Annotated in this window: 8 protein-coding genes and 2 pseudogenes; 6 read left to right on the plus strand and 4 right to left on the minus strand. The window is 34.4% G+C overall.

Features of this window, described 5'->3' with window-relative positions; genetic code table 11:
• The 3 genes and pseudogenes from ABS911_RS04625 to ABS911_RS04635 form a co-directional block, all read left to right on the plus strand.
• Window positions 1-884 (plus strand): thiamine pyrophosphate-dependent enzyme (locus ABS911_RS04625; RefSeq protein WP_350466534.1); only part of this gene is annotated, 884 nt, incomplete at its 5' end.
• Window positions 885-1646: 762 nt separating this feature from the next.
• A pseudogene (locus ABS911_RS04630) lies at window positions 1647-3242 on the plus strand (type I restriction-modification system subunit M).
• A gap of 4 nt (window positions 3243-3246) precedes the next feature.
• On the plus strand, window positions 3247-4458 hold the full coding sequence (locus tag ABS911_RS04635; protein WP_350466544.1) for a restriction endonuclease subunit S: 1212 nt from the start codon (window positions 3247-3249) through the stop codon (window positions 4456-4458).
• Between the two features lie 72 nt (window positions 4459-4530).
• On the opposite strand, the gene ABS911_RS04640 is transcribed toward ABS911_RS04635, so the two are convergent.
• Together ABS911_RS04640 and ABS911_RS04645 are read right to left on the minus strand one after the other, a co-directional pair.
• On the minus strand, window positions 4531-5460 hold the full coding sequence (locus ABS911_RS04640; protein ID WP_350466535.1) for a site-specific integrase: 930 nt from the start codon (window positions 5458-5460) through the stop codon (window positions 4531-4533).
• 75 nt (window positions 5461-5535) lie between these two features.
• On the minus strand, window positions 5536-6738 hold the full coding sequence (locus ABS911_RS04645; protein ID WP_350466536.1) for a restriction endonuclease subunit S: 1203 nt from the start codon (window positions 6736-6738) through the stop codon (window positions 5536-5538).
• 68 nt (window positions 6739-6806) lie between these two features.
• On the opposite strand from ABS911_RS04645, the gene ABS911_RS04650 reads away from it, so the two are divergent.
• Window positions 6807-9857, plus strand: coding sequence for a type I restriction endonuclease subunit R (locus tag ABS911_RS04650; RefSeq protein WP_350466537.1), 3051 nt, complete (start codon window positions 6807-6809; stop codon window positions 9855-9857).
• 204 nt (window positions 9858-10061) lie between these two features.
• Here the strand turns inward: ABS911_RS04650 and ABS911_RS15375 are convergent.
• Together ABS911_RS15375 and ABS911_RS04660 are read right to left on the minus strand one after the other, a co-directional pair.
• Window positions 10062-10169: pseudogene (locus ABS911_RS15375) on the minus strand (SEC-C metal-binding domain-containing protein); the annotation flags it as partial.
• Between the two features lie 1140 nt (window positions 10170-11309).
• A complete protein-coding gene (locus ABS911_RS04660; RefSeq protein WP_350466539.1) occupies window positions 11310-12014 on the minus strand; it encodes a GntR family transcriptional regulator in 705 nt (234 codons plus the stop codon).
• A gap of 137 nt (window positions 12015-12151) precedes the next feature.
• Between ABS911_RS04660 and ABS911_RS04665 the strand changes: the two genes are divergently transcribed.
• Both ABS911_RS04665 and ABS911_RS04670 read left to right on the plus strand, forming a co-directional pair.
• Complete coding sequence (locus ABS911_RS04665) at window positions 12152-14056, plus strand: beta-glucoside-specific PTS transporter subunit IIABC (RefSeq protein ID WP_350466540.1); 1905 nt, start codon at window positions 12152-12154, stop codon at window positions 14054-14056.
• Between the two features lie 12 nt (window positions 14057-14068).
• Window positions 14069-14451: family 1 glycosylhydrolase (locus tag ABS911_RS04670; RefSeq protein WP_350466541.1), on the plus strand; the 383-nt coding region annotated here is incomplete at its 3' end.

The following is a 14451-nucleotide window of genomic DNA, read 5'->3' on the forward strand; positions in this document are numbered from 1 at the left end:
AAATTGATAACAACCCAACAATGCTTGGTAAACGCCATAATGCAGATGTTGCTATTCTTGGAGATGCTGGTGAAGCTGTTCATTCATTACTTGAAAAAGTAGCACCTGTTGAAGAATCAGCATGGTGGAATGCTAACTTGAAAAATATTCAAAACTGGCGTGACTACATGACTAAGTTGGAAACAAAAGAAAATGGTCCGTTACAACTTTATCAAGTATACAATGCTATCAACAAACATGCTGACGAAGATGCAATTTACTCAATTGATGTTGGTAACTCAACTCAAACATCTATTCGTCACTTACACATGACTCCTAAGAATATGTGGAGAACTTCTCCATTGTTTGCTTCTATGGGTATTGCACTTCCTGGTGGTATTGCTGCTAAGAACGTATATCCTGATCGTCAAGCATTTAACTTAATGGGTGATGGTGCGTTTTCAATGAACTACCCAGATGTTGTTACTAACGTACGTTACAACATGCCTGTTATCAATGTAGTATTCACAAACACTGAATATGGATTCATCAAGAACAAATATGAAGATACAAACAAAAATACTTTTGGTACTGAATTTACTGATGTAGACTATGCTAAAATTGGAGATGCACAAGGTGCGGTTGGTTTCACAGTAAGCCGTATTGAAGACATGGATCAAGTAATGGCTGATGCTGTTAAAGCTTATAAAGAAGGTAAAACAGTAGTAATCGATGCTAAAATTACAAAAGAACGTCCAATTCCAGTGGAAACATTGAAATTAGATTCTAAATTGTATAGTGCAGAAGAAATTAAAGCTTACAAAGAAAAATATGAAGCTGAAGAATTGGTACCATTTAGTGAATTCTTAAAAGCTGAAGGTCTTGAATCTAAAGTATCTAAATAATTTTCTGATAGATAACTTATAGTTTAATAAAAAGGTGAGTCGCTATGCTATAGTGACTTACCTTTTTTTTAGGTAGATTTTATGGCTGTATGACAAATGGTGTGGATGCTTCAAAATAAAATTTCTTCTGGAATGGACGGGTTTGCTTGTGGAGCCATGGGACCGCCTGTAAGCCTGTAGTCTTACAGACTTTCAAGCTTCAAATAAACCGTAATCGCTGAAGCGTTAACGGTTTATAATTCTCATTGAATCCTATACAGGGCTACAAGCAACCCTATTCCTTCAGAAATTTTTGGTGAATAGTTTGATTCATCTATCAACACTAAAAATTATAGACTCAATTTTATAAAGAAGTTAGTACAGGGTACTGTTAAGCAAGCTGTACAAAGAGGTTATAAAACAATCGAAGTAGGGACAGGGAATTCTAGTTTAGGTCAATTAGCCTTGTATCAAAAGTGTGGGTTCAGAATTACAGGAGTAGATAGTGACTTTTTTATTAAACACTACCCGGATGAGATTATTGAGAATGGGATTCAATGTAGAGTTATGGTGCGACTAACACTGCATTTGAAGTAATAAAGTAGTAGCAAAACTAACCATTATATGACTAGTTTTGTTACTACTTTTATTTATTATAGAAAAAAAGTAAACAGTTGTTCGTATTTTTGTTATAATAGAAATAATTGTGCTTATGATGGAAATCAGCGTGAGCACTTTAGTTAAAGAGCGATCAATAATGAAATATTAGGGAGATACATAAGAATGAGTGAAAATAATACAAAAACGCTGTATCAAGTTTTATGGAACTCAGCGGATATACTAAGATCAAAAATGGATGCAAATGAATACAAAAGTTATTTATTAGGATTAGTTTTTTATAAATATTTATCTGATAAAATGCTTTATTATTCATCTGTCCTATTAGATGAAAAAACAAATGATTTACAAGTTGCGCAAAGCCTTTATAAAGAAGCCTATAAAGACGAAGATATTAAAGAAGATTTACTATTTGCTTTGCAAGATGAATTTTCTTACACTATCAAGCCGGATATTACTTTTACTGCATTGGTTAACGCTATTAACGATGGACGTTTTCAATTAGAGGATTTAGCGCAAGGATTTCGTGATATTGAACAATCTAGTGAAACATTTGAGAATATGTTTGAAGACGTTGATCTATATTCAAAAAAACTAGGAGCTACACCACAAAAGCAAAACCAAACTATTGCTCAAGTCATGCAAGAATTATCTTCATTAAATATGGCCGGTCATGCTGGAGATGTTTTAGGAGATGCTTATGAGTACTTAATCGGGCAATTTGCCTCAGATTCTGGTAAAAAAGCAGGAGAGTTTTATACACCTCAGCCAGTAGCAAAACTAATGACTCAAATTGTCTTGTATGGTAAAGAAGATCAGAAAGGTCTCTCAGTATATGATGCTACCATGGGTTCAGGTTCACTATTACTAAACGTAAAAAAATATTCGAATGAACCAGGAACGATCTCTTACTTTGGTCAAGAATTAAATACATCAACATATAACTTGGCACGTATGAATATGATTCTTCATGGCGTTCCAATAGAGCACCAGCACTTACATAATGCTGACACTTTAGATTAAGATTGGCCGACTGAAGAACCGACAAACTTTGATGGAGTACTGATGAATCCACCATATTCTGCCAAATGGGGTGCAGATAAAGGTTTTCTAGATGATCCACGTTTTTCACAATATGGAGTGCTAGCACCAAAATCTAAGGCTGACTTTTCATTTCTGCTACACGGTTTTTACCATTTAAAAGATACTGGCGTCATGTCCATTGTCCTCCCTCATGGTGTGCTGTTTAGAGGAAATTCTGAAGGTAAGATTCGCCAAAAAATGTTAGAGAATGGTTCAATTGATACAGTGATTGGCTTACCAGCAAATATATTCTTTAATACTTCAATACCTACAACCGTAATCATCTTGAAGAAAAAACGCTCTACAAAAGATGTATTGTTTATTGACGCTTCTAAAGGATTTGACAAAGGGAAGAATCAAAATAATATGACAGATGAGCATATTGATGTCATATTAGATGCTTACATCAAACGAGAAAATAAAGAAAAATTTTCTTATGTAGCATCGTTTGATGAAATTGTAGAGAATGATTTTAATTTGAATATTCCTCGCTACGTTGACACTTTCGAGGAAGAAGAACCAATTAATATGGTTGCTCTTGGACAAGAGATTGTCGAACTGAATAAAGAAATTCGTAAAGCAGAAAATGAATTCATAGCTATGCTGGATGAATTAGCTGTCACAAACGAATCTAGAGACATCATTGAGGCAACAAAGGCGGTGTTTCTAAATGAGTAAGAAAATGACTCCCGATATCCGGTTTAAAGGGTTTAATCAGGATTGGGAACAGCGTAAGTTGGGAGTGGAAAATGACGTTCGTGATGGAACCCATGATTCTCCTAAATATTTTGATAGTGGCTATCCTTTGATTACTTCTAAAAACTTAAAAGATTATGGCTTAGATATGACAGATGTTTCTTTGATTTCTCATAAGGATTTTGAAGCAATTAATCAAAGGTCTAAAGTAGATAGAGGTGATATTTTATTTGGTATGATTGGAACAATAGGTAATCCTGTCCTAATAGAAAGAGACGATTTTGCAATTAAGAATGTTGCTTTGATTAAGGAACAAAAAAATGTGTTAAATCGATTTCTAATTCAACTACTGAAATCTCCTATTTTTGATAAATATATTGAAAATGAAATGGCAGGAGGAACACAGAAGTTTTTATCATTAAGTAAAATACGTTCATTTAACTTTAGAGTTCCATCTACTAAAGAACAAGCTTCAATAGCTAACTTTTTAGGTCAGTTAGATGACACTATCGCTCTTCATCAGGATAAGTTAGAGAAGCTAAATCAGTTGAGAAATGGATATTTACAGATTATATTCCCTCAAAATGACGAAAAAACACCTCGTTTACGATTCGCTAATTTTTCTTCAGATTGGGAAAAGCGTAAGTTGGAGGATTTAGCTACTTTTTCTAAAGGTTCGGGATATACTAAAAGTGATTTGGTTGAAGAAGGCACACCTATTATCCTATATGGTCGTTTATATACTAAATATCAAACTATTATTGAACGTGTTGATACATTTGTAAACATGAAGGAAAAATCTGTATTAAGTGAAGGTGATGAAGTTATTGTCCCTTCTTCTGGGGAATCATCTGAGGACATTGCCAGAGCTTCAGTTGTTGCTACAGCTGGTATTCTGCTTGGTGGAGATTTGAATATAATTAAAACCATTAGCGATATTAATTCTACTTTTCTAGCATTAAATATTTCAAATGGAAAACAACAAAAAGAACTAAGTAAGAAAGCTCAAGGGAAATCAGTTGTACATTTGCATAATTCTGATTTAAAAAAAATTGATTTAACATACCCTGTAGTGGAAGTACAGATTCAAATTGGAAATTTCTTCAAACAACTCGACCACACTATCACTCTCCAACATAATAAAACAGAAAAACTAAAACAATTGAAAAAAGTTTATTTACAAAAATTATTTGTTTAAATAGTTAAATAAACCACAAAGTCAGAACCAATAAATTATCTGACTTTGTGATTTTTTATTTCAATAATTATTCTAAAACAAAGTAGCCAAGTGTCTTATTAATTTATCATTATCCTGATTTTCTAATTCTTGAATAATATGCAAGTAGGTTTCTTGGGTAGTTGTCATGTTAGAGTGACCTAAACGACTAGCAACACTCGCAATTGTTACTCCAGCAAACAATAAAAGTGAGGCATGTGTGTGGCGTAGTCCGTGTATAGTGATAATTGGAATATTGGCTTTTAGACAAAGAGCTTTTAAACGATTATTTATTGTAGAGTTAAATACTCGGCTCTTTATAAATATAGGTTGATTTGGAGCTATATTTTTAATCAATTGAGAAAATTGCATAGCAGTTTGCCAATCAATTTGTACTTTTCTTATAGATGATTTATTTTTTGTTGGTTGAAAACCTCCATTTACATTTTTATAGTTCCAAGTCTTATTGACAATTATTTGTTGTTTTGAAAAATCAAAATCATTTGGTGTTAGTGCTAAAGCTTCAGAAAAGCGGAGGCCAGTTTTTGTGACTAAAAGAATATACCAATCCCAATTGACTTCTTCTGTTAAACTTAGTTGTTTTAGTAGTGCTTGTACTTCAAATTGGTTTATAAATTTGGGTTTCTTCTCAGCAGGTTTCTTCCCTTTAATAATTATTTTTCTAGTTGGGTTTACTTCTATTATACCTTCATCTACTGCATCTAAAATAGCCCCTTTTAGTTGATGATGGAAATCCATTGTTGTTTGTTTTTCGTGAGTTAAAGCATATTCATTTAGTAACTTTTGGTATTCTTGTCTACTTAAATTTTTCAATCTTAAATTAGGGGCTAATTCAGCTACATTTTGTAAAGACATATAATATTTTGATAGAGTAACTGATTGGACAGCATCGGCCTTATATAAATGAATCCATTCATCAAAATAGACATATAACAATTGTTCTGACTTTTTTCTTCTTACCATAGTAAAACCTCCTAATATTTTTTTGATGAAAATATCATCAGTTCTATTATTAGGAGGTTTTATATTTTTGTATAGTTAAACGAACATTTTTTGAAGATAAGTTTTTTTTATTTCTTGAAGAGTTGAAATTTTTCTTTGATGAAATGTGATAATTTCGTCTAGTTGTTCGAAGAAGTTCCCAATTATTTGTTGTTCTTTCACGTTAGAAGGATGTAATAACTTCAAATCTCCAAATTCTGAAAAACTAATTGATTTTCCATCACGAATTCCAAAAGTAACGGTTTTAAGTGATTCTATAAATTTAAAAGTTTTAAATTGCACTTTCCAAAATAAACTATCCTGTTCATTAAGATATTTAGGAACAAATATAGTATATGCAGGACTTGTAATACCGTGCTTATCAGATATTTCAAATCCACCTTGAAAAGAACGGAGACTAATTACAAAATTTCCAGGATGAATTACTTTATAATTTTTCAAGGTTGCTGAATCATATTTAATATCAATGCCGACCTGATCACGATACACAACCCCTGAATCTTGAGTAACTGATAAAAGAGGTAATTCAGGCTGGCCTTTTTCGACGATCGGCTGGAATAATTCTTTTGCTTTACGCTGCTCCCAGGCCGAAGAAAAATTAGCGAATCGCAACCTAGGTGTGTTTTCTCCTTTTTGAGAAAATATTACCTGTAGATAGCCTTTCTTCAGTTGTTTTAACTTGTCTAACTTATCCTGATGAAGAGCGATAGTGTCGTCAATTTTTTTTAAGAACTTTCCAACTTTCTGCTGTTCATCTATTGAAGGAAATCTTCCTACAAAATTTAAAACATTCGATACACTAATACCGAACACTTTCATTCCTGTTCCCACTCTATATCCATGCTTTCGAAAATTTCTTGAGTTAAATATATAATACAAATACATTGAATCGACTGATATAGGTCGTAGTGCAATAGTATGCAAACCTGCTACGAGATTATAGGGTAGAGATATAGTGACTACAGCAGGCGAGGCTATTCCTTGGTAATCCTCAGATGCATCAGCTAGAATTAAATCGTGCTTACAAAGTAATTCATAATTTCCTGGCTTAATACTGGGTAGTAAACTTGATTCATCTATCACGTCAGCTACTTTTGTATGGATATCACCATAATGAACATACCTGTACTCCGAATGTTCTATCGTTTCGACATCTCGAGATAAAGAATATGACTTAACTCTATTTACTAACGTTTCTAACTTACGCTGTTCCCAATCTTCAAAATTAATACCGACCATTGTAATTTCGCGTGTTATACTAAATAATAAGAATACATAATAGATAATTTTTGTGGGGTGAGTAAACGATGGGAAATAAATTCACAACAGAATCAGAGTTAGAAAGAAATTTAATTAATCAATTAACTAACGGGGTTTCTCAATGGACATATCGAAAAGATTTAAACACAGAAGAGAAGTTATGGAAGAATTTTAAAGATAAGTTGGAAAACAATAATAAAGACGTGTTAAATGAAGTGAATTTAACAGCACAAGAATTTCGTCAAATACAAAATCAATTGAACTTCGCGAACTTTTATGATGCAGCTAAGTGGCTTTCTGGGGAGAATGGAATTGCTAAAGTACAAGTACAAAGAGAAGATGCGTCACTTGGAACAATCCGCTTAAAAGTGCTGAATCGAGCAGATATTGCTGGTGGGATGTCTTCATATGAAGTAATCAATCAATTTATCAGTTTTAAGCAAGAATCTGATGATAGAGAACGTAGATTTGACGTCACTTTACTTATTAATGGTTTACCAATGATACATATAGAATTAAAAAATAGAGCGCATTCTTATATGGATGCTTTCAGACAAATTAAAAAGTACTTAGTGCAAGGAAAATTTACAGGTGTTTTCTCAGCATTGCAAATGTTTGTGATTTCTAACGGTAGTGACACTCGTTACATTGCTGCAGCAACAGATACTAACTTAAAAGAACCTTTTCTAGCTAAATGGGTAGATGGTACGAATCAACCAGTAACCAATTATCTTGAATTTGCACAACAAGTATTGTCTATTCCCCAAGCACATAAGATGGTCACTCAATACACCGTTATTGACAGCAAACGTAAAGGGTTAATTTTGTTGAGACCCTATCAAATTCATGCCATTGAAGCTGTGAAGGCCGCTTCAAGAAGACAGGAATCAGGTTACGTTTGGCATACAACAGGATCTGGTAAGACGTTGACTTCATATAAAGTGGCACGTAACTTATTGCAGATTCCGTCTTTAGATAAGACAATATTTATTGTTGACAGAGTAGATTTAGATCAACAAACGACAGCGTCTTTTTCTTCTTATGCAGAACATGATGTGATTGACATTGATGAAACAGATAATGTAACTGAATTGGTTAATAAATTATTGTCTAAAGAAAGAACAGTTGTCGTCACTACAATTCAAAAGTTAAATCACGTAATGAAACGGTACGAAGGCAAAGAAGAATCAACTAAATACAAAAAGCTTACTCAAGTGAAAATGGCTTTTGTAGTAGATGAGTGCCACAGAGCTGTTTCTCCTCAAAAGAAACAAGAGATTGAGCGCTTTTTCCGTCGTTCATTGTGGTACGGCTTTACAGGAACACCCATTTTTGCAGAAAACGCAAGAGCCGCTCTAGGTGACTTGGCTCGTACAACAGAAGAGTTATATGGTAATCGGTTACATGAATATACTGTTAAAGAGGCCATTCATGATAAAGCTGTTTTAGGTTTTCAAGTCGAATATAAAAGTACTTTCTCTGAATATGAATTAGACATGATGCTGAAACAACTAAATCCAAAAGTAGAACTTTCTACAATGACTAGTCAAGAAAAAGAAACTTTGATTCCTAAAGAAGTATATGAAGATGAGGAACACATGCTTGAAGTAATCCATTCGATTGTTAATAAATCACGCTCTAAATTAGGTTTTCCCAATGGGGTGGGAAATACGAATAATGCCATTTTAACAACATCTTCTATTTCGCAAGCTCAAAAATATTATGACTTATTTAAAAAAGTTATAAATGAACAAACAAGCGTAAAGATAGGGAAACGCACAAAGAGTGTATTACCTGATTTTCCGAAAATAGCCATTACTTATTCTATTTCTGAAAATGAGGAAGCTTCTGAAGAAAATCAAAAAAAGATGGCAGCATCGATTAAAGACTATAACGAAATGTTTCATACAAATTATTCTTTGACAGAAATGAAGGCTTACAACAGAAATGTAAATGATCGACTAGCAAGAAAGCAAGAGAAATATAAATTTCGAAATGAACAACTAGATCTTGTTATTGTCGTAGACCGTTTATTAACGGGATTTGATGCTCCAAGTTTATCTACGCTATTTATCGATCGTCCGCCAATGAAACCGCATGACATCATTCAAGCTTTTTCTAGGACAAATCGTTTGTTTGATAACGCAAAACATTACGGACAGGTAGTAACTTTTCAAACACCAAAAACATTTGAAGAAAAAGTAACCAAGGCTTTAATACTTTATTCAAATGGAGGTGAGAATGAGGTATTAGCTCCGACATGGGAAGAAGCAAAAAAAGTCTTTCAAGACTCTGTGCACGAATTACGAATGCTAGCAGAGACTCCTGAAGAAGTAGACGATACAAATGTTGCGAAAATGAAGAAATTTGCCAAGGCCTTTCAAGTTTTTGACCGTTCTTTGTCCGCAATAAAAGTCTATTCTGAATTTGAACCAGAATTATTGGAAGACAAATATGGCTTAACAGATGAAGAAATTGAAGAATATCATGGGAAATATGTAAATGTTATAGAGATTTTAAAAACTCCTCCAGTTGATATTGATGATCCGGAAAAAATTGAAATAGACATAGAATATGAATTGGAGTCTGTTAGAACGGACGAAATCAACTATGAGTATATTTTGATATTAATCCAAGCATTTGTTCCTAATGATAATGACAGTTCAAAAGTTAAAGAGTTTAAGCAAAACTCAAATGAAGTGGACTCGTACATTAGTGATTTAGGCAGAGGAAATCCAAAACTAGGAGAATTGATGAAAAAACTTTGGAAAGATATTCAAGAGAACCCTGACAATTATCGGGGAGCACAAGTTTCGACATTGTTGGAAGACATGATTCAAGATACTACTCAATCGCTAGTAAAAGAATTTTCCAATAAAATGGGATTGAAATCAAATGAATTTCAATATGTAGTAGAAAACTATAATCCATCAAAACCACGTCAAAATGGGGAACATGAATTGAAACGGACGAGTGATTATGAAACCTATAAAGAGAACTCAGAAAAACCGGTAAAAAGATTAACTTATTGGAAAGAAGTTAGAGAACAATTTGCTGACTTGATTGAAGAAGAGATTTTACCGTTACAAAAGAGATAAAAACAGATTAAATTAAGAGAAGCTCCAAAAAACTTGATAATTTGTTTGATGTCCTTTCAGTATCTGTAAATTCAAGAAGTAGGTTTGTTTAGAAATGTATGTTTTTTTAGCTTTACGTAATAAGTCTAACAAATAAATCAAGCAAAAAAGAAGTAGATAAAAAGCCAACAAGCAGAAAATTGCTTGTTGGCTTTTTGTTAATAGTTACTTTCCGTGACAATGTTTGTATTTCTTACCACTACCACAAGGACAAGGCTCATTTCGGCCAATTTTTTTTACTTGGATAGGTTCTTGCTTTCCAGTGTTCTTATTCGTAAAAGGAACAACATTATTAGGAACAGATGATAATGTATTATGGCTTTTAGTTAGTTCTCTTGGTGTATGGCCTTTGTTAGACAATTTGCGTGAATGGTTGTTTAAGTTTAAATATAGGTAGCTAAATTCTTCTACGTCTTTCGCACTATCAAAAACAATGCCAAATTGACTGTTTAGTTCTCCCAATAGACCCTGCATGTCTAAATCCAGTTTAATATAAATCATAATCAGATCCATGACATCTTTAAGTTTTTGTGAATTCAACTTTTTAGCGAAAAATCGACTCATTTTTTTGTATTGAGCAGTTCGCTCGTCAAATTCATGGTTAGCAAAATAGTTAATATCAGCTTTTGTAGGTTGGTAATAATCGTGGTGTGAAGAACTCGATAAGAAAACAGGTACATCATTTTCATCTAAAAAAGAGTTATCAAAAATATATTCTAAGCTATCTGTAAACCTTAGTCGCTCATTAAACCAAGCTAACCCAATTAATTCAAACAATAATCCATTAAGTTCTAATGGGTATTGTTTATTGTGTTGACGCCACACTTTTAAGAAAAAGTCTGTTTCAAAAGCACCGTACAGGTTCATAAAAGCCTCTGCATGGTCACGGAGTAGGCTTTTTCTTTTATTTTCTTCTCTAAAATCAGGATCATCAATAAAACTTTGCAGCATTTCTTTGGTCTCGTTTGGCAGTACTAGGGTATAAGTATCTTCGTAATAAAATAAGAATACCCAACGAAAATAAAGTAAATCAAATAAGTCCGGATTTTTGCGAGAGAAAGGTATGAGATCAATTTCTTTCGGACCATTCATCAGTTCTTTTAAGAGTTGAATGGTTTCTTTTGGTTGAAAAGATAATCGATGCTGGCTTTTAAGAGATAGTTCTTTGAAGAAATCTTCGGCAATAACGGTTTTTGTTTTACTGCGGCGCACTTTATAACGAAGGTCAGTAGCTAGTGCGATCATATCTTCTTTTGAATAAGTCGTTAGGCATTTCGTAAAAGAAAAGACCGGTTTATGCAAAACGATGATGTGGCCATATAGCTCATCGAGCATTTCTTGAGTGAGTTCTTCTGACATTTAGTCTGTCTCCTTTAGAAAAGTATTTGTTTATATTGATAGTTCAAATCTAACTTAAAAATTATTCCCTTGCACAAAGAATTGAGCTTCTTCGTAATGGTATTTGATATTGGAATAATTAAATGGACGACCACTGTTTAAATAATAGATGCTTTCGATCGTTAAAGAAGGGTCGTGTGTTTCCAACTGTAAATATGTTGCTTCTTCTTGATTTAATTTTCCGATGCGCATAAATAAATCTGAAAAACGGATGTTTATTTTTAAGTCTTCCGTTAAATAGTTGAATATAGATTGGCTGGCAATTTCTTTATTTAAATATGGGACGACCGTTTTGAGGTAATAGGATTCTTCAACACAAAAGGGACGCGATTCGATGTAACGGACGCGTTTAACGTAATAGATCGTTTCTTGGTCTGTGAGTTCAAGTATTTCTGTGATATTTGAAGGTGCTTCGATTTCTTTTAATTCAATGACTTCAGAAGACAAATTGAATTCTCTAAAAATATTTTGGAATCCTTGAACATCCGTTAAATTTACAAAACCTTTACGGTGACGACCCCGGACATACGTACCGCTGCCTCTTACTTGGTAAATCACACCATTTGTCTCTAAAACTTCCAATGCTTTAATAATAGTATTTTTACCGACATTATATGTACTTTCTAATTCAGTGAGAGTAGGCAATTTATGACCTCGTGTTAAATTGTTTTCTTGAATGTAAATATTAATTTTGTTGGCGACTTCATGGTATTTGTTCATCACTTTGGCTCCTTTATTTAGAATTATAGCATATTTTAAATTGTAAGGGTATTGACAAAGTGTATGGGTATAATTTATGATGTAGTCACAGGAATAAATTATACCCATACACTTTTTAAGTGAAAAGGAGGAAAAACATGAAAGAAAATAAAAACCGCGATTTAGCTGAGCGGATTTTGGAAGAGATTGGTGGAGACAAAAACATTTCCAATTCGACTCACTGTGCCACACGCTTACGGTTGGTATTGAAAGAAGAAGACGACGAGATGGTTCAATCTGTCAAAAAACTACCAGGAGTTATTGATGTAGTTCGTAAAGGTGGACAATTCCAAATCGTTATTGGAAATACATTAGATAAAGTTTACAATGAATTTAGCGAACTAACTGGAGGAGAGAAGAAAGAAGCGACAGAAGATACGAAGAAAGGCAATATCTTTAGCCGAATCATCGCGACGATGTCAGCTGTATTTGCGCCATTTATTTATGTACTAGCAGCTGCCGGAACGATTCAAGGGGCTTTGATCATTTTGTCTCAGATTTGGCCAAGCATTGTAGAAACAGGCACTTATCAAGTTTTTGATGTGGTCTCTTGGTCGCCATTTACTTTCTTACCGATTTTTATTGCGGTAACAGCTTCTAAACATTTTAAAACAAATACGTATACGGCAATTTTTGCAAACGCTGCCTTGGTAGCGCCAGGTTTTTCAGAATTGGCTCAACGTGCAGGTGCAGGAGAAGCCATCTCTTTCTTCGGTATGCCGTTAAGTGAAACCGTTTATACTTCAACGGTCATCCCAGCTATATTGCTGGTATGGTTATTATCCTATTTGGAACGTTTTTTAGAACGTATTTTACCAGAGGCCGTAACACGCTTGTTTACGCCATTATTCAGTATTTTTATTGCGGTTCCGTTAACCATTATTGTGATTGGACCGCTGTCTGCAGCTGGAGCAAATATAGTTGCAGCAGGTTATACAGCTTTAGCGGTTTCTTTCCCAGCCTTAGCTGGTATCATTATTGGTGGAGCATGGCAGTTGTTTGTACTGCTGGGCGTTCACTGGGGAATCACACCGGTCATTCTGGCTAACCATGAACAGTATGGCATGGACACTTTCCAAGTGTATCAAACGATTGCGGTCATCTCTCAAGTGGGAGCTGCTTTAGCCGTTTTCTTAAAAACAAAGAAAAAAGAAGTCCGCAGTGTCAGTTTATCTGCTGCTATTACTGGTTTATTTGGAATTACTGAACCTGCCATTTACGGGGTTAACTTGCGTTTCAAGAAACCATTTATTATTGGAATCGTTACTGGGGCAGTCGCTTCGTTGGTGACTAGTTTCTTTAATTCTTTCTCATTTGTGTATACAGGATTACCGGGACCGCTAACCATCATCAACACATACAGCGCTGATCATCCTTCTTCTTTCTGGGGAGTACTGGCTGGAACGGTCATCGCTCTTATCTTGCCAATTATATTGGTTCAAATCTTTGGTTATGGGGATGACGCTGTAGAAGAAGTTGCTGATGCACCATCGACTACGACAGAAACTGACGTTGAAGGCAACACCCAAACTGCTACAACAGTAGATAATTCTTCAGAAATTGACATTCAAACTCCAATCAAAGGAATGCTTGTACCGTTAGTTGAAGTACCCGATCCTGTGTTTTCATCAGGAGCAATGGGTAAAGGAGTAGCGATTAAACCTGCAGAAGGTAGAGTGACAGCACCATTTAATGGTAAAGTAACATTTATAGCTGGTACTAAGCATGCTATTGGTTTGACTTCTGACGATGGTGTCGAAGTGTTGATCCATATTGGACTGGAAACCGTTGAATTAGAAGGAAGACCCTTTACCGTTCATATTGAAGCAGAGCAATCGATTGAGAAAGGTGATCTGCTTGTAGAATTTGATATCAATCAAATCGAAGCAGCTGATCTGCCGACTGTCACACCAGTCATTGTAACGAATACCAATGAATACACAGATGTATTGGTTTCTCAATCAAAAGAAGCAACAGGCACAATCTTAACAATCAAAAAATAGGAGGTAATAAAAATGTCTAAATTTCCAAAAGATTTCTTATGGGGCGGAGCACTAGCAGCCCACCAATTCGAAGGTGGCTGGAATCAAGATGGTAAAGGACCTAGTGTCGCTGATGTAATGACGGCTGGTGCAGCTGGTAAGCCACGCGAAATTACCAAAACGGTTGAAGAAGGTAAATTTTATCCGAATCACGAAGCCATTGATTTTTACAATCGTTATAAAGAAGATGTGGCGTTGTTCGCTGAAATGGGATTGAACAGTTTACGTACATCTATCAACTGGACGCGTATTTTCCCGAAAGGCGACGAAGCTGAGCCGAATGAAGCTGGACTTCAATTTTACGATGATTTATTTGATGAATTATTGAAAAATGGTATTGAGCCGGTCATTACGCT

The sequence above is a fragment of the Carnobacterium sp. genome (assembly GCF_040274425.1).

Bases quoted from the DNA above. Each gene is read 5' to 3' on its own strand.
- ABS911_RS04635 (WP_350466544.1), top strand. From the start codon at position 3,247: ATGACTCCCGATATCCGGTTTAAAGGGTTTAATCAGGATTGGGAACAG.
- ABS911_RS04640 (WP_350466535.1), bottom strand. From the start codon at position 5,460: ATGGTAAGAAGAAAAAAGTCAGAACAATTGTTATATGTCTATTTTGAT.
- ABS911_RS04645 (WP_350466536.1), bottom strand. From the start codon at position 6,738: ATGGTCGGTATTAATTTTGAAGATTGGGAACAGCGTAAGTTAGAAACG.
- ABS911_RS04650 (WP_350466537.1), top strand. From the start codon at position 6,807: ATGGGAAATAAATTCACAACAGAATCAGAGTTAGAAAGAAATTTAATT.
- ABS911_RS04660 (WP_350466539.1), bottom strand. From the start codon at position 12,014: ATGAACAAATACCATGAAGTCGCCAACAAAATTAATATTTACATTCAA.
- ABS911_RS04665 (WP_350466540.1), top strand. From the start codon at position 12,152: ATGAAAGAAAATAAAAACCGCGATTTAGCTGAGCGGATTTTGGAAGAG.